A 15,274-nucleotide genomic window follows, 5' to 3' on the forward strand; every position below is an offset into this window, starting at 1 on the left:
GCCTCAGAACTTGAAGGATTTGGGCGTATCGAAGCCGGGTAGCGTGACGCATTCGACATCGACGAAGGCCACCAAGGCGAACCCGCCGTCGGTCTTTCGTCCTGCCGCCAACCGGGTCAGCCCGCGCTCGGCGATCCCGGCGACGACCCGGCCGCCCGGACGGACCTGCGCGATCAGCACCTCGGGCACCGATTCGACCGCGCCGTCGACGATCAGCACGTCATAGGGTGCCCCGGCAGCGCTGCCGTCGGTCATCGCCCCCTCGACGAGCTCGACGTTGCCGACCCCGGCCAGCGCCGCGCGCGCGGTGGCGACCAACGCCGGATCGCTCTCCACCGCGACCACCGAGGCGACGATCTCGGACAACACCGCGGCGGTGTAGCCGCTCGCCGCACCGATCAGCAGCACGCGGTCGCTGGCCGTCAGATACGCTTCGGTCAGCAGCCGGCCGGTCGCCATCGGCAGGTTGGCATAGCGACCGCCGCCGAGCGGGATCGCGGTGTCGCGGTACGCGATCGACCGGACGGCCTCGGGCATGAACGTCTCGCGCGGCACCCGCGCCATCGCCGCGACCACGCGCTGGTCGTTGACCGCGTTGGTGCGCAACTGGCTGGCGACCATCGCGTGGCGCATGCCGTCGAATGCCGATGCGGTGGGGCCGGTGTCTGCGCCGCCGATCGGGCGCGTGGCGGGCTGGGCGGTGTCGATGCTCATCGTCGTCATGGCTTATCCTGTCGCACAGCTGTTTTACATGTGCAATACACTAGTTGTCGTGATGACCTGATATCGCGCGCCCCGCGCTACGCCAAGCGCGCGTTTGGTTCAAAACAGGCGGAAGCCCCCGCACGACGCGACGAAGTGCGGAGGATGACCGATGCTGGGAGGGTGACGCCCCGCCCGCCCGTGTGACACCGAGATGCCGCGGGCGGGACGTCGAGGGCGCATGCGGAAGTCCACGGCAACACCTCTGGGCCTCCCCTAGCAAGCAAACCGACCGTCGTCCCGCGCAAATCGCCCGCGCGCCCTGCGGCTCACCGCATCCACTGCACTGCGACCGTCGTGACCAGACCGCGCTCCGAGGCACGGCCGGTCGGTTTGCATGCCCCCGCCACGCCGATCGCGAGAATTCGACGCGATCCGCAAACTCCCGGTTGACCCGCCGCACAAAACGAAGCATTTGCGCCGCCTTCACGCATCGGGGCCCGATGGCGGAGTGGTGACGTAGAGGACTGCAAATCCTCGCACCCGGGTTCGATTCCCGGTCGGGCCTCCAAATCAGCTAACCTTGATTTTCAGTTACTTAGCGCTGGCTAACTAGTTCTAATCGCGAATTTCGTCGACTGCTGGTCGGCTGGAATGTCTGAAATGGAGAGGAAAGCGGACGTTAGGCCGCCAGGCGAACGATGATGCTGCCTATCCCGAAATAAAGAGCCAAGACGCCGACCATAACGGCAATCCCAGATAGGCCTGACTTAACCGTGCTAGGGAACCAGCGTCCGCCTTGTTCCAGAAGCCGCTGTTGAACGACGGCATTGATCGCGGCAGCCGAGAAGACTGCGACACAAACGATGAGGATTGTTACGGCCAGCATCGGGTTAGACTGCCACCGCCCCCCGCCTCGCGCAACGTCCGCTTGTGGGCGATAGCGGAATGGCCGAGATGGGAAGGTTAGCGGACGTTCGAAAGGTGGGTCATGAGTTTGCCGACCGCTGCCTGCCCGAGGCGAACGGTAGTTGCGATCAGCAGCACCAGCGGGGCGGCCCATAGGCCTCGCCTATCCCAGCCCCACCCGAGTCCGAACGCATAGTCTAGGAGCGTCAAAACCCACATAAGGCTAGCGACTGCGACGATCGACCAGAAGGTCATGCTGGTATCCTTTCGGAACCAAGCTGCAAAGCGGGCGTAGCGCATGGCTACACTTTGGCCTTGCCAGCGAATGCCCGCAAGTGGGCGAAAGCGGCCGTCGATAACCGCGGAGAACGGTTAGCCACCGTACGCGGGACAGGAGGGGTATTCGTCGACGTATCCGGCCAAGTTAGACAGCCTAAGTTATTGTAATAGCTACATTACTCAAGGCCCGGTCGGGCCTCCAAATTAGCTAACCTTGATTTTCAGTCACTTAGCGCTGGCTAACTAGTTCTAATCGCGAATTTCGTCGACTGCTGGTCGGCTGGAATGTCTGAAATGGGAGGAAAGCAGCCCGGCTGCTTTTGGTAAAATTGAGGGAAAGCAGCCATTGGTTGGCAACCCCCTATCACCTACGGTCAGGGGATGACGCTCTACCGCAAAGCATGGCTGTTCACGGGGTGGACGATGCTCGTGTTCATTACTTCGCCGCTTTGGCTGTTTTGGCCGTTCATGACCTTGGGTCTCATTGGAGCCCTGCCGGGAATGGCGTTGTGGCTAGCGCACGGCGCAGCGTTCCTGTGGCTTTTCCGCTGTCCCGAGTGCGGCACATCTCCGTTCACAACGCGGCTTGGCTCCGTCGGAATCAGCTATCCATGGCCTCGCCGTTGCTGCTCGAAATGCGGCAAAAACCTTACGACGAATTAGGTCTGCTTTGGGGAACGCGGAAAGGCTGCTTTCGGCTGAACGCTGCTTAAAGCGGACGATTAGATGATGACGCCCTGCCGATAGGCGAGCTTGGCATCGCCGCGAACTCGCGTTCCGCGCCGCGTCACCTCGATCCCTATCGGGCGATCTATTCGGGTCATTAGTACGCCGAGGCAGTCATACTTTTCCATGCTGACCTCCCGGTTAGTTTCCACATGAATGGCAATACGTTCAGGTTTTCCGCTGAAATTACGCAGCACGACGTCGTCGCCGAGGAACCGCCGGATCGTTTCGCTGATGAACCTCGCTACCTCCCCAGTCAGAGGAACCGGAGCGATCGGCGCGGCCTGTGGACGGGCGGCTGGCATAGAGAACAAGGTAGCCGATTTACCAATGTCCGCAATTGGTAACGGCAGCGGGGGTTATGAGCGGCCGAGATTAGGCGAAAGCGGACGGCCGGAATGGGGAGGATAGCGGACATAACTACCTTCGGCCATAACGCACCCTTAGTTTGGGGTGCGGACAAGCCATGGAAGAGACGTATCAACGCCTTCGCGCGGGATGGGACGCGGGCGATCGCGATCGAGGATCAGCCCTGCATCTGCTATTCCTGACTTGGTGGCATTGGGCGGAGCCCGATTTTCTTACCGGACTCTCTCATGATCCGGCCGCTCCCAAACTATGGCGGGATGTGTTCGACCACTTCGGGGGTGAAGCCTCATCGGACGCGGAGTTCCTGTTTGTGGGAGCTATCATGGTCGCGATAACACCGTGGATCTTCGAAGATGACGCCGTTTCGAAAAATCTTGCCAAAGCGATGGAGACACGATCACTGGTTCTGCAACCAACTGGCTTTCACGCAGAGGCATTCGAAGGTCGAGGCGACTACGGCGAGTACTTTGCCCACCAAGCCCGCACGCCCCGGCCATAAGTATGGAACGACCGGGTGTGGGGAAAGCGCACATTACCAGATCGGTGCATTCAAATCGTCTCCGGCCTCATATCTCAACGTGCTAATCCGTTTGAACGCGGCTTCCCAAGCTCGTGTTTGCGCACGATCGCCATCGTCACGGGCCTTTTTGAGTTGCTCCGCCGCATCCCTGTGCCGCGCTCGTAGAGTAGGGATTAGGTCGCTTCTTTCCGTAGAGGCCATTCGAGCATCATCGAACGTCTCTCGAATGTCTGCAAGTGGGCGTTCCTTAAGCGGAATGGCCGGTGTGGGAAGTAAGCGGAAGGGCCGCTTTCGAACACGTCAGCGGCGATCGCTGCCACTGCGCGGCGGGGCCGCCTTTCTCGCAGTGCTGATCGATCACCCTTACTGGCTGCCACAGCCTTGGACCTTCGGCTCATGCAGGATCGGCTAGGCCGGTCGAAACGGTTGGACTTCGCGATAAAGTACCGATTCGGCCAGATGCGGCCAGGGTAGTTGCCTTGTAGAAGCTTGCTCCGCGCTCTGCTCGCCGCCGGAGCCATTTTCTCCCGCGGCGACCGAACGAGGTGCTCCCGACATGACCAGCATTCTCAAGATATTCGAGACTCACGAGCGTCTGGAAATCAAGCCAGCCGAGGCCACGGTGGTAGTGCCCCGATGAATATCAAGGACCGCGTCGACCGCATTCCGGGTGGCATGATGATAGTGCCACTGTTCATTGGCGCATTGTGCCGAACGCTGGCCCCAGGCGCGCCGCCGTATTTCAGCGGCTTTACCCAGGGGCTCATGACCGGGATCATCCCCATCCTTGCGGTCTGGTTCTTTTGCATCGGCGCATCCGTCCACCTCAGCACGACCACGACGGTGCTCCGCAAATCCGGTTCTCTGTTGCTGACCAAGCTTCTTACGGCTTGGGTGATCGTTGCCATCGCGTCCCGGTACATTCCACCGGACGGTGTTCAGACAGGATTTTTTGCCGGCATGTCGCTTCTCGCGATCGTGTGCGCAGTCGATATGACCAATGGCGGACTGTACGCGTCGCTGATGCAAAGTTTCGGGAGCAGCGAGGAATCCGGGGCTTTCGTCCTGCTCTCGATCGAGTCCGGTCCGCTGATGAGCATGCTCATACTCGGCGCAACTGGCGTAGCGCATTTCAAATTCGCGGTGTTTATCGGCGCCGTATTGCCATTTGTGGCGGGCTTTGCTCTTGGGAACCTCGATCCGAAGCTACGCGATTTCTTTTCGCCGGGATGCAAGATCTTGATCCCCTTCTTCGCGTTCGCGCTAGGCAATACGATCGATCTGCATACGTTGCTGTCACCATTGGCTGCGCTTGGGATCGTTTTCGCGCTTTTTGTAATCGTCGCGACTGGCGTGCCGCTGATCATCGCGGACATTCTGGTCGGCGGAGGCACCGGCACTGCTGGCATCGCCGCATCGTCTACCGCCGGCGCCGCAGTGGCCAACCCTCTGGCAATCGCCGCCGTCGCACCGAAATTCATGCCGGTCGCCAAAGATGCCACGACGTTGGTCGCCATCTGCGTGATCATGACATCGATCATAGTGCCGATTATCACCGGGCTTTGGCACAAGCGCTTCGGCCAGGGCCGCAACGCCGCAAAGGGCCAAGTTTCTGCAGGTCGTTTTCCCTAGATGTCCCCCGGGTCGGTCGGACGCCATACGACGGCAGTGACGTTGGCCTGGTGGTTGCAACCCCGATCGCAGTTGCGGCTAACCGAGCCGGATCGCCCCGATTCAGATCAGCGCGTCGAGCAGGCCGATCAGCGGACGGTCCGCGGGGGGCATCGCCAGCGCGTGCATCTCGACCGGCCTGACCCAGCGCAACGCGGTCGCTTCGAGCGCGCGCGGGACACCGCTCCATTTGCGCGTCACGTACAGCAGCAACAGCAGGTGGCGATCGCCCAGCGGTGCACTCGCGAACGTCGCCGGGGCGAGGCAGGCGTGCGGGACCGCGATCCCGAGTTCCTCCTCGAGTTCGCGAATCAAGGCGACTTCGGGCGTCTCCCCCGGTTCGACCTTGCCGCCAGGAAATTCCCAGAGGCCGGCGAGCGACTTTCCCTCGGGCCGTTGCTGGAGCAGCACCCGCCCCTCCAGGTCGACGAGCGCCGCAGCCACCACGGGCAACAATCGCGCGGGAACACTGTCGTCGTTGGTCATTCTTTAATCTCCTACGCCTACACGTGCGAGCATGCGTTTCCTGTCGTCCAGATCGAACCGGGTGCCCCGCACCGTCGTTAGCATCGTCCGCGATTCACGCGGCGCGACGGCGATCGAATATGGCCTGATCCTCGGTCTCGTGGTGATCGCGATGATCGTCGGGCTGTCCGCCATGGCGGGCTCGACGATCGGCATGTGGAACACCGTCGAGACCAAGGTGTCGCAGGCGCGCTGACCCGCGGGGCGCCATCGCGGCCCCCATGTATCGGCACCGCCAAAACTATCGATCGCGACCTTAAACCTTTCTCAACCAGACACTTGTATCTGTCGATGCGCTGTTCCGGTCCATCCGGCCAGCCGGGTGACACTGAAGCAATCCAACAATGGAGACCGGAATGAAGACGATCCGCAAGTTTTTCAAGAACTCCAAGGGCGCAACCGCAATCGAGTACGGCCTGATCGCCGCGCTGATCGCCGTCGCCGCCATCGCCGCGATGCAGGGCCTGGGCAACAGCCTGAACAAGACGTTCAACAACGTCTCGACCAAGCTGAACACCTCGACCACGTAATCGAGTTACCAGTAGCGTACGTAAAAGGGCGGCGAAACTTCGGTTTCGCCGCCCTTTTTCGTTGCGCTGTCCGGCGAGGTGCGGCCGGGCGGGCAACCGCGTCAGAGGCGGCCCATCTTGAGGAATTTCGCCTGGCGATCCTTGCGTAGGTCGGCCGGCGCGAGCGGTGCCAGCTCGCCCAGCGCGGACGCCACAGCATTGCCGAGCGACTCGATCGCCACCACCGAGTCGCGGTGTGCGCCGCCGAGCGGTTCTGCGACGATCTCGTCGATCACGCCGAACGCCTTGAGGTCCTGCGCGGTGATCCGCATCGCTTCGGCGGCCTCGGGGGCCTTATCGGAGGTGCGCCACAAAATCGACGCGCAGCCTTCGGGGCTGATCACCGAATAGACCGCATGCTCGAACATCAACACGCGGTTGCCCGCGGCGAGTGCGACCGCGCCACCCGAACCGCCCTCGCCGACGATCACCGCGACGATCGGCACACCGGCGTTGAGACATGCCTCGGTCGAGCGGGCGATCGCCTCGGCCTGGCCGCGCTCTTCGGCCTGGATGCCGGGGAACGCGCCGGACGTGTCGACCAGCGTGACGATCGGCAAGCCGAATCGGTTGGCGAGTTCGACGAGGCGGATCGCCTTGCGATAGCCTTCGGGCTTGCCCATGCCGAAATTGTGGCGGAGACGGCTCGCGGTGTCGTCGCCCTTCTCATGGCCGAGCACCATGATCTTGCGGCCCCGGAACGTCGCGAAGCCACCGAGGATCGCCTGGTCGTCGCCGAACGCGCGGTCGCCCGCGAGCGGCACGAACTCGTCGAACAATGCGGCGACGTAATCCTTGAAGTGCGGGCGCTCGGGATGGCGCGCGACCTGCGTCTTCTGCCACGGCGTCAGCCGCGCGAAGGTGTCCCTCAGCAGCTTGTCGGACTTGGCTTGCAGACGGGCGATATCGACCGACAGGTCGACGCTGCCTTCGGCGGCGGTGTCGCGGAGTTCGTCGATCCGGCCCTGGAGTTCGGCGATCGGTTTCTCGAAGTCGAGGAAGCTAGGCATGTGCGGCGGTTACGGCGCGGCGCCGTCCGCGTCAACGCGCCGCCCTGTTCGCGTCACCGCGGGGGCATATCCGCGAGGGGGTGATGGGTGTTGACGAGCTCGACCAGGCGGCTCGAATCGACGTGCGTGTAGATCTCCGTCGTCGCGATATCGGCATGACCGAGCATCGACTGCAGCGCGCGCAGGTCGGCACCGCCGGCGAGCAGGTGCGTCGCGAACGCGTGGCGCAGGACATGGGGGCTGACTCGGTCGGGGGGGATGCCGGCTTCGGCGGCGAGCGCCTTGACGATCTGGTACAACCGGATGCGCGACAGATGTCCCTTGCCCGACGGGAACAGCCAGGCGCGATCGGTCGTGACATGGGTCCGCCACAGCGCCACGGCGGCGCGCGCACGGTCGGAGATCGGGACAAGACGCTCGCGCCCGCCCTTGCCGCGCAGGATCAGGAACGGGCGATCGGGATGCACCGCGTTGCGCGGCAGGCTGACCAGTTCGGTCGCGCGCAGTCCGGATCCATAAAGCAGCTCGAACAGCGCGGACAGGCGCAGGTCGTTGGGGTCGAGCGGATCGCGCGCGGCCCGTTCGGCGATCGCCGCGAACAGCCGGTCGACATCGGCGTGGCTCAATATCCGGGGCAACGCGCGGACGGTGCCGGGCCGAGGGAGCGCGTTGCCGGGATCGTCGGCGCGGTGGCCCTCGTCGGCAAGGAACGCGAAGAAACGCCGGAGCGACGCGGACTTCCGTCCGACCGTTGCGTTCGACAGTGCGGACCATTCGCCCGCGAGCGTCGCCAGCGCATCCGCATCGGCATCGACCAAGCCGCCTTCAAGCTTTTGCGACGCAAGCGACAGGTCGCTGCGATACGCCGCGACGGTGTTCGCTGCCGCGCCGGCCTCCGCCGTCATCATTTCCAGGAAGCGATCGATCAGCGCGCGATCCCGACCGTGCGTCACGCCCGCGCGATCGCCTCAGCCGCGATCATCCGCGCTTCGCCGTCGAGCCCGACCGCGCGCAGCGCACCGACGATCCGGTAGAGCGCCTCAGGCGGAATGCCCTTCCAGTTCGGCGCCTGCATGCCGATCGCCGAAAGCAGGACGACGGTCCCCGCCTGACCGTCGCGCGCGGCACGATCCAGCGCGCGCGTCCAGGCATTGGCGGCACCAATCCGCACGCCGAGAGTCTGCGCGGCGCGCTCGATATCGCTCTGCGAAAGCCGGCCCATCCCGGCGAGGCCCGCGAACAGCATCCGCTGCTTCAACGCCGAATCACCCGCGCCGCCCGAATAGGAGGCAAGGTCGGCGTAACTCAGCCGGCGATACGCATCGGGATCGCTCAGCACGATCATCGCCCAGGCGTCGCTGCCGCTCGGCACCGTACCGAGCCAGCGCGCCGCGGTCCGGTCGAGCCCGGCGGTCAGCATCGACGCGACCAGATGATCGGCGTCCGCCTTGCCCGAGTTCGGGTCGATCCGCGCCGCCGCCCGCGCGGTCAGCACCAGCCGCGCATAGGCAGGTTCCGCATCCTTGACGCCCCACAACTGGCGCAGTGCGGTCAGTCGCGTCTCGGCGTTGCGATCTGCATAGGCGGTCTGGAGATCGTTCGCCGTCGCGCTCGCGCCACTCTGCGCGTCGTCGTCGGTCGCGGTCGCCGCATACAGGTCGACCAGCGCGGCGCTGGACAGCACGCCCTGCCCCGCCGCCGCCTCGGCAGGCGCGAGCCGGTCACCCAGCGCGACCGACGGGGAGAGCGCCTGCCAGTATCGCACCTGCGGCCCGGCGCTCGCATAAAGCTCGTCGGGCACCGCAACGCCGGTCGCCATCGCCAGCCCGAACCGCCACGCGGTCAGCTGGTCGACGCCGTCCCATTCGATCGTCACCGCCTGGCGTCCTTGCGCCCCGGCACCGACGACCTTCTGCGCCAGCAGCATGTCGACGCCGCTGGCGACGTTGCGGCGCTTGGCGGTCGCGATCAGCGGGGTCGCCTGCGCCGGATTGCCCGACAGCCCCGCGCATATCGCCTGCGCCATCGTCCAGCCGCGCGACGGGGCATAGCGCATCGCGCCGGGCACCAGCGGGCAGAACCCGGCAGGATCGCCGGTCGCCAGCGACGCGTTCATCGCGACCTGATACAGCTTCGGCGTGTAGTTGAAGGTATCGACGTTCTGCGTGACCGCCCGCGCGGCGACCGATTCGCCCATCCGCAACAACAGCCATGCCCGCTCGGCGGCGAAGTCCGCGCCGTTGGTATGGCTCGGCGTATCGACATGCGACACCAGCGCGCGCCGCAGCAGGATCGACATCCACCGCGACGGCAGCGGCGCGGTCAGCCGCCGCATCAGCGTCTCGACATACTGGCCATCGGCATCGCCGAACGCATCCGTCTCCAGCCCGCCCTCGCTCGCCGTGACCGGTCCGACCGTCTCGAGCGAACGCCGCGCGGATTCGGGCATCTCGTAGCGCGCGAGCACGCTCGGATCGACCGGTGCGGGCGTGGCGACGGGCGGTGGAACCGGCAGCCCGTCCGGCGTCGTCGACGGCAGCGGCTGGATCATCGCGGTGGAGGGCGATGGGGATGTCGATGAGGGAGGCGATGATTGCGCCGGCGTGGTCGGGCGCGTCGGCTGCGGTGCGTTTGCAGGCGCGTTCGGTCGCGACGCGGGGGCCGGCGACGGGGTCGTATCGCCGAAGCCCGGCGGCAGGATCGATTCGGGGCGATCCTGGCCGATCGCGGGTGCCAGCGCGACGAGCGCCCCGACAGCGACGGCCGCCGCCAGCGTGGCCTTAAGAGAGGTTCGCAAGCGTCACGGCCTTTTCGACGTGGCTCTGCGGACGCTCGGTCGCGCGGCCTGCCAACAGGAACAGGCCGCCGACCACGACCACAAGAACGACGACGACCGAGACGATGAAACGGGACATACGACGTAACCTTGTAGTGGACGGGGGTAGTGAACGGGGCAGAAAATCGCGCGCCAAGAGCTTTTGCCCTCGCGCGGAGCCGCTGTATAGCGCGGGCTACGATGTTGCAAAGCCACAACCCTTCAGGCGGGCCCTCGGGCAGTCGCCGCCCTGCCCCGATCGATCGCCCGATCGTGCTCGTCGGGCTGATGGGCGTCGGTAAGACCACCGTCGGCCGCCGCCTAGCGCTGCGCATGAACCTGCCGTTCGTCGATGCCGACCACGAGATCGAGGCGGCGTCGGGGATGACCGTTGCCGAGATCTTCGCGAAATACGGCGAAGAGTATTTCCGTGACGGCGAGCGCCGCGTGATCGCACGGCTGATCGACGGCACGCCGAAGGTCATCGCGACCGGCGGCGGCGCGTTCATCAACGACGACACGCGCGCGCTGATCCTGCGCGATACGGTGTCGGTGTGGCTCAGCGCGCATCCCGACATCCTGGTCGAGCGCGTCGGCCGCCGCGACAGCCGCCCGCTGCTGCGCAACCGCGATGCGGGGAAGGTGCTCACCGAACTGGCGCGCGTGCGGAACCCGATCTACGCGCAGGCGAAGATCCATATTGTCAGCAACAAGACGCCGCACGAAGCGACCGTCGCCGCTATCCTGAGGGCGCTTGGCCGATGAAGACCGTTACCGTCGAACTGGGTGCGCGGACCTATCCTATTCATATCGAAGCGGGGTTGCTCGCGCGGGCGGGCGAGTTCCTTGCGCCGCTTGCGAAGGGCCGGCGTGTGGCGATCGTCACCGACGAAAATTTATCGGTGCACCTCGCCACATTGCAAACCTCGCTGACCGCGGCGGGGATCGCGTCGGAGGCGATTATTCTCGCACCCGGCGAGGGCAGCAAGAGCTGGGCGACGCTGGAGATGCTGTGCGACCGGCTGCTCGAACTCGGCGTCGAGCGCGGTGATCATGTCGTTGCGCTGGGTGGCGGCGTAATGGGGGATCTGGTCGGGTTCGCCTGCTCGATCATGAAGCGTGGGTGCAACTTCGTGCAGATCCCGACGACCCTGCTCGCGCAGGTCGACAGCTCGGTCGGCGGCAAGACCGCGGTCAACACGAAGGCCGGCAAGAATTTGATCGGCGCGTTCCATCAGCCCGTGATGGTGCTGATCGATCCGCAGGTGCTCGACACGCTGCCGATCCGCGAGCTGCGCGCAGGTTATGCCGAGGTCGTGAAATACGGCTTGATCGACGACTTCGCGTTCTTCGAATGGTGTGAGGCGAATGGCGCCGCGTTGCTGGGCGGTGACATCGGCCTGCGTGAGTACGCGATCGCGCACAGCGTTTCGGCCAAGGCCAGGATCGTCGCGGCGGACGAGCATGAGACGAACGGGACGCGTGCGTTGCTCAATCTCGGGCACACGTTCGGACACGCGCTGGAGGCGGAGACCGGGTTCTCGCAGGCGCTGATCCACGGCGAGGGCGTCGCGGCGGGCTGTTCGCTGGCGTTTGGTTTTTCCGCGGCCCAGGGGATTTGCTCGGGTCAGGATGCGGAGCGCGTTGCCGCACACTGGCGCGACGTCGGGCTTCCCGACGGTCTCGCAGCGGCGAAGATCGGCGCGAGCGGTGCGCGGCTGGTCGATCACATGCGGCACGACAAGAAGATGGCGGCGGGCACCCTCCCCTTCCTGCTCGCGCTTGGGATCGGCCAGACGTATCTCGACAAGACGGTCGACCTCGCCGACGTCGAGACCTTCCTCGACGCGCAGCCCCGCTGATGCCCAACGGTGTCGCCAAGCAGAATTTGCCGACCAAAGTCTGTCCAGCGTGCGAGCGGCCGTTCACGTGGCGGAAGAAGTGGGCGCGCGACTGGGACAGCGTGATCTATTGTTCGGACGCGTGCCGGAAGAAGCGGTAGCGTTCTGGAAGCAGCAGAAAGATTGTTCACCCGCGAAGGCGGGTGCCCAGACTGGGCACCCGCCTTCGCGGGTGAACAATTTTGTCTAGCCGCGCGCACTCCAAGCCAGCCACAACCAGCCACCAATCAGCAGCGCGCCACCGATCGGCGTGATCGCACCGAACCAGCGCGGCGCGCCCAGCGCCATCGCATAGAGCGTCAGCGCGAAGATCGCCGCGCCGATCACGAACAGCCATGCCGGCCCACGCGCCTCCATCCGCACCGCAACCAGCGCCGCCACGACGTGGACGAGCTGATACTGCGCGCCGGTCTTCAACCACTCCGCCGCCGAGCCACTCGCACCGTGCGCACCGAATGCCCCCGCCGCGACTGCGATCGCGCCCGACAACGCGGCAAGTATGACGAGTATCATGTCGCGTCGTTCCCCCACGGAAAGCGTTCGGCGGTTTCGGCACGCGCCGCGCGCATGTCGCCCGAATCGATCTGAAGCTGCAACCGTTCCTTGTCTCGCGCCCGGTACATGTCCTCGGCACGGTCGATATCCGCGCTCGCGACGCCGAGCCCGTCCATCGCCAGCCGCGCCATCTTCACCGCCGATTCGAGCACCTCGCGGATGACATACTGCGCCGACGTGTTCTTCAGCTTGACCAGCGCGCGGCGGTCGAATGCGCGGACATAGATCGCGGCGTTCGGGAACGCCTCGTGCACGCCCTCGATCGTGTCGGGTTCGAGCTGATCGCCATCCATGCAGAAACAGATCAGTTCGGCCTCCGCCGCCCCCGCCTGCCGCAACAGGTCGAGCCGCGTGCCGTCGCCATAATAGACTTTCGCGCCGAACTCGCCGGCGATGTCGATCATCTCGATATCGGTATCGATCAGCGTCACCGGGATATCCTGCGTCAACAGCATCTGACCGACCGTCTGCCCGAACCGGCCATAGCCGACGATGATCGCGTTCGAACCATCGGTCTTGGGCCCGTCGCGTTCCTGGTTCTTCGCCAATGGTTCGGTCCGGAAGCGGCGGGTGATGCCCATCAGGAACGGCGTCGTCGCCATCGACAGCGTGATGATCGCGCCGAACAGGCTGGCCGCCTGCGGTTCGATCAGCAGCCCCGCCTGCGCCTGCGCGAACAGCACGAAGCCGAACTCGCCGCCCTGGCTGAGCAGCAGGCCAAGCGCGAACGCCTGCCGCCACGTCATCTTGAACGCCATGCCGATCAGCATGATGACGCTGGTCTTGGTCGCGATCAGCGCGGCGGCCATCGCCATCACGAACACCGGCCGCTCGGCGATCGCGTTGAGATCGAGCACCATGCCGACCGCGAGGAAGAACAGGCCAAGCAGGATCGAGCGGAACGGCTCGACATCGGCTTCGAGTTCATGCCGATACGGGCTGTCCGCCAGCATCACGCCGGCGATAAACGCGCCGAGCGCGGTCGACAGCCCGAGCCATTCCATGATCGCGGCGCTAGCGATGACCGTGAAGAGCCCCGCGAACACGAACATCTCGCGCTCGCCGAGATTGCCGATCAGGCGGAAGAACGGGCGCAACAGGAATCGCCCTGCGACGACCAGCCCGACGACTGCGAGCACGGTGTAGATCGCCAGCAGCCAACCGGGAGGCGCATTCGCGTCGGCCGGGTTGCGGCTCATCGCGGCGACGATCGTGATGAGCGGCACGATCGACAGGTCTTGGAACAACAGGATCGAGAACGCGCGTTCGCCGAACGGCGTGCGCATCCGCCCCGAGGAGCGCAGCATCGGCAGCACCTGCGCGGTCGACGACAATGCGAGCGGCAGGCCGAGCGCGAGCGCGGCGGGGAGCGAGAACTTTGCCCCGACCCAGACGATCGCGGTAATCGCCAAGCCACAGATCGCGACTTGGAGCAGGCCGAGACCGAAGATCTCCTCCTTCATCTTCCACAGTCGCGACGGGTTCAGTTCGAGCCCGACGATGAACAGCAGCAGCGTGATGCCGAGTTCGGCGAACCCGAGCTTCGACTCCGCATCGCCGACCAGACCGAGGACGTGCGGCCCGACGACCGCACCCGCGACGAGATACCCCAGCGTCGCGCCGAGCCCGAGCCGCCGGAACAGCAGCACGAACATGAGACCGAACCCGAGCAGCACGACGCCGTCCCGCAGCAGCGACGGGGCCGTGCCCTCCGCCATCAGACCTTCGCCTTTGCAGCGGTATCGGCAGCCTCGGCCGCGGCTTCGAACGCGAGCCGGATCGACGGGTGGCGGGCGGTATAGTCGAGAGCGGGAGTGAAGATATCCATCCCCGGCCAATCGGGCGCATCGCCCTCGCGCGCAAGCCATGCCGTCAGCGCATCGCGCGCCGCCGCCAGTTCGGCGGGGGTGCGGCCGAGGATATTGGCGGCGAGCAACGACGACGACGCCTGGCCGAGCGCACAGGCGCGGACCAGCAGGCCGACCTCACTGACCCGCCCCTCATCATCAACCGCGACGTCGATCGTCACGCGGCTGCCGCAGATCGGCGATCGTTTCTCCGCGGTCGCCATCGGCTCGGCCAGGCGTTCCTGATGCGGGATCGTCGCGGCGAGGCGCAGGATCTCGGCGTTGTAGAGGGGCGCGCTCATGATTTCGGGTCGCTTGCGTTGTCGGAATGGGAAGGCGGCGTGCGGGCGCCGAAGACGGGCTGACCGCGGCGACGGCGGTCGACGAAATCGGCGATTCCCGCACTGGTCGCGTTGAGCAGCGGATAGGTGCGCGACCGCGTCATCCATTCGGGCCGGCGCGACGGTCCGCCGCTCATCGTGTCGATCACGAGGGTGGCGAGCAGGAAGACGAGGCTGGCAAGGATAAGCCCTTTCAACGCGCCGAACCCGAAGCCGAGCGCGCGATCGACCGGCCCCAGGATCGAGGTCCGCGTCCGCGCGCCGATCGCGTTGGCGACCAGCCGGCCGCCGATATAGGTGACGCCGGTGATGATCGCGAACGCGAGCACGGCGGCCCCTCCGACCGTGCCGATCATCGGCGAAAGCGCGGCGGCGAGCGGGATGTGGAAAAGCTTCAGCATCGCCACCATCGCGACCCAGGCAAACATCGACAGCACTTCAGTGACGAACCCGCGCACGAGCCCCAGCACCGCGGACCCGGCGACGGCGATCAGGACGACGATGTCTAGGGCGGTCAGGTTCATACAGTCTGGAA

The 15,274-nt window shown here is 65.3% G+C and carries 20 protein-coding genes and 1 tRNA gene; 8 read left to right on the forward strand and 13 right to left on the reverse strand.

Features of this window, described 5'->3' with window-relative positions; genetic code table 11:
• Positions 1-3: 3 nt before the first annotated feature.
• The gene (locus ASG20_RS08185; RefSeq protein WP_056052838.1) at positions 4-633 is read right to left on the reverse strand and encodes a protein-L-isoaspartate O-methyltransferase family protein; all 630 of its coding nucleotides are present in this window, start codon (positions 631-633) and stop codon (positions 4-6) included.
• Positions 634-1,199: 566 nt separating this feature from the next.
• On the opposite strand from ASG20_RS08185, the gene ASG20_RS08190 reads away from it, so the two are divergent.
• Positions 1,200-1,273, forward strand: a tRNA-Cys gene (locus ASG20_RS08190).
• Positions 1,274-1,384: 111 nt separating this feature from the next.
• Here ASG20_RS08190 and ASG20_RS19640 read toward each other — a convergent pair.
• The 3 genes from ASG20_RS19640 to ASG20_RS08205 all read right to left on the reverse strand — a co-directional run bounded on the left by ASG20_RS19640 (position 1,385) and on the right by ASG20_RS08205 (position 2,921).
• Entirely contained in the window at positions 1,385-1,591 is a 207-nt protein-coding gene (locus tag ASG20_RS19640; protein WP_056050929.1) for a hypothetical protein, read from the reverse strand.
• A 77-nt stretch (positions 1,592-1,668) separates the two neighbouring features.
• Positions 1,669-1,866 (reverse strand): hypothetical protein, encoded by a 198-nt coding sequence (locus ASG20_RS08200; RefSeq protein ID WP_056050931.1) that lies wholly within the window; start codon positions 1,864-1,866, stop codon positions 1,669-1,671.
• Positions 1,867-2,612: 746 nt separating this feature from the next.
• A complete protein-coding gene (locus ASG20_RS08205; RefSeq protein WP_056050933.1) occupies positions 2,613-2,921 on the reverse strand; it encodes a hypothetical protein in 309 nt (102 codons plus the stop codon).
• 161 nt (positions 2,922-3,082) lie between these two features.
• Here ASG20_RS08205 and ASG20_RS19350 point away from each other — a divergent pair, with 161 nt between their 5' ends.
• Together ASG20_RS19350 and ASG20_RS08210 are read left to right on the forward strand one after the other, a co-directional pair.
• The gene (locus ASG20_RS19350) at positions 3,083-3,484 is read left to right on the forward strand and encodes a hypothetical protein (RefSeq protein ID WP_133030558.1); all 402 of its coding nucleotides are present in this window, start codon (positions 3,083-3,085) and stop codon (positions 3,482-3,484) included.
• Between the two features lie 657 nt (positions 3,485-4,141).
• The gene (locus ASG20_RS08210; RefSeq protein ID WP_056050935.1) at positions 4,142-5,137 is read left to right on the forward strand and encodes a 2-keto-3-deoxygluconate permease; all 996 of its coding nucleotides are present in this window, start codon (positions 4,142-4,144) and stop codon (positions 5,135-5,137) included.
• 102 nt (positions 5,138-5,239) lie between these two features.
• On the opposite strand, the gene ASG20_RS08215 is transcribed toward ASG20_RS08210, so the two are convergent.
• A complete protein-coding gene (locus tag ASG20_RS08215) occupies positions 5,240-5,662 on the reverse strand; it encodes a (deoxy)nucleoside triphosphate pyrophosphohydrolase (RefSeq protein WP_056050936.1) in 423 nt (140 codons plus the stop codon).
• A gap of 31 nt (positions 5,663-5,693) precedes the next feature.
• Between ASG20_RS08215 and ASG20_RS08220 the strand changes: the two genes are divergently transcribed.
• Both ASG20_RS08220 and ASG20_RS08225 read left to right on the forward strand, forming a co-directional pair.
• On the forward strand, positions 5,694-5,897 hold the full coding sequence (locus ASG20_RS08220) for a Flp family type IVb pilin (protein ID WP_056050939.1): 204 nt from the start codon (positions 5,694-5,696) through the stop codon (positions 5,895-5,897).
• A 160-nt stretch (positions 5,898-6,057) separates the two neighbouring features.
• Complete coding sequence (locus tag ASG20_RS08225; protein ID WP_055879343.1) at positions 6,058-6,231, forward strand: Flp family type IVb pilin; 174 nt, start codon at positions 6,058-6,060, stop codon at positions 6,229-6,231.
• Between the two features lie 101 nt (positions 6,232-6,332).
• On the opposite strand, the gene ASG20_RS08230 is transcribed toward ASG20_RS08225, so the two are convergent.
• The 4 genes from ASG20_RS08230 to ASG20_RS20025 are packed head-to-tail and all read right to left on the reverse strand — an operon-like array spanning position 6,333 to position 10,195.
• Positions 6,333-7,280: an acetyl-CoA carboxylase carboxyltransferase subunit alpha gene (locus ASG20_RS08230; protein WP_056050941.1), complete on the reverse strand. Its 948-nt coding sequence runs from the start codon at positions 7,278-7,280 to the stop codon at positions 6,333-6,335.
• 53 nt (positions 7,281-7,333) lie between these two features.
• Positions 7,334-8,233, reverse strand: a complete 900-nt coding sequence (locus ASG20_RS08235) for a tyrosine recombinase (RefSeq protein WP_269083209.1) — start codon at positions 8,231-8,233, stop codon at positions 7,334-7,336.
• Positions 8,230-10,077, reverse strand: a complete 1,848-nt coding sequence (locus ASG20_RS08240) for a hypothetical protein (RefSeq protein ID WP_236698761.1) — start codon at positions 10,075-10,077, stop codon at positions 8,230-8,232. The genes ASG20_RS08235 and ASG20_RS08240 overlap by 4 nt, the downstream gene beginning before the upstream one ends.
• Positions 10,061-10,195 carry a hypothetical protein gene (locus ASG20_RS20025; RefSeq protein WP_258191373.1) on the reverse strand — a complete coding sequence of 45 codons (135 nt, stop codon included), beginning with the start codon at positions 10,193-10,195 and terminating at the stop codon, positions 10,061-10,063. The genes ASG20_RS08240 and ASG20_RS20025 overlap by 17 nt, the downstream gene beginning before the upstream one ends.
• A 101-nt stretch (positions 10,196-10,296) precedes the next feature.
• On the opposite strand from ASG20_RS20025, the gene ASG20_RS08245 reads away from it, so the two are divergent.
• The 3 genes from ASG20_RS08245 to ASG20_RS18990 are packed head-to-tail and all read left to right on the forward strand — an operon-like array spanning position 10,297 to position 12,097.
• Entirely contained in the window at positions 10,297-10,860 is a 564-nt protein-coding gene (locus ASG20_RS08245; RefSeq protein ID WP_056050943.1) for a shikimate kinase, read from the forward strand.
• Positions 10,857-11,957 carry a 3-dehydroquinate synthase gene (aroB, locus tag ASG20_RS08250; RefSeq protein ID WP_056050944.1) on the forward strand — a complete coding sequence of 367 codons (1,101 nt, stop codon included), beginning with the start codon at positions 10,857-10,859 and terminating at the stop codon, positions 11,955-11,957. The genes ASG20_RS08245 and aroB overlap by 4 nt, the downstream gene beginning before the upstream one ends.
• Complete coding sequence (locus tag ASG20_RS18990; protein ID WP_082444318.1) at positions 11,957-12,097, forward strand: DUF2256 domain-containing protein; 141 nt, start codon at positions 11,957-11,959, stop codon at positions 12,095-12,097. The genes aroB and ASG20_RS18990 overlap by 1 nt, the downstream gene beginning before the upstream one ends.
• A gap of 85 nt (positions 12,098-12,182) precedes the next feature.
• On the opposite strand, the gene ASG20_RS08255 is transcribed toward ASG20_RS18990, so the two are convergent.
• The 4 genes from ASG20_RS08255 to ASG20_RS08270 are packed head-to-tail and all read right to left on the reverse strand — an operon-like array spanning position 12,183 to position 15,263.
• Positions 12,183-12,509 (reverse strand): DUF423 domain-containing protein, encoded by a 327-nt coding sequence (locus ASG20_RS08255; RefSeq protein ID WP_056050946.1) that lies wholly within the window; start codon positions 12,507-12,509, stop codon positions 12,183-12,185.
• Positions 12,506-14,269, reverse strand: coding sequence for a cation:proton antiporter domain-containing protein (locus ASG20_RS08260; RefSeq protein ID WP_056050948.1), 1,764 nt, complete (start codon positions 14,267-14,269; stop codon positions 12,506-12,508). Before ASG20_RS08260 ends, ASG20_RS08255 begins: the two co-directional genes overlap by 4 nt.
• Complete coding sequence (locus ASG20_RS08265) at positions 14,269-14,700, reverse strand: iron-sulfur cluster assembly scaffold protein (RefSeq protein WP_056050949.1); 432 nt, start codon at positions 14,698-14,700, stop codon at positions 14,269-14,271. Before ASG20_RS08265 ends, ASG20_RS08260 begins: the two co-directional genes overlap by 1 nt.
• Positions 14,697-15,263, reverse strand: coding sequence for a CvpA family protein (locus tag ASG20_RS08270; protein ID WP_056050952.1), 567 nt, complete (start codon positions 15,261-15,263; stop codon positions 14,697-14,699). Before ASG20_RS08270 ends, ASG20_RS08265 begins: the two co-directional genes overlap by 4 nt.
• Between the last annotated feature and the right edge of the window lie 11 nt (positions 15,264-15,274).

Source organism: Sphingomonas sp. Leaf198, from assembly GCF_001424005.1.
Classification (GTDB): domain Bacteria; phylum Pseudomonadota; class Alphaproteobacteria; order Sphingomonadales; family Sphingomonadaceae; genus Sphingomonas.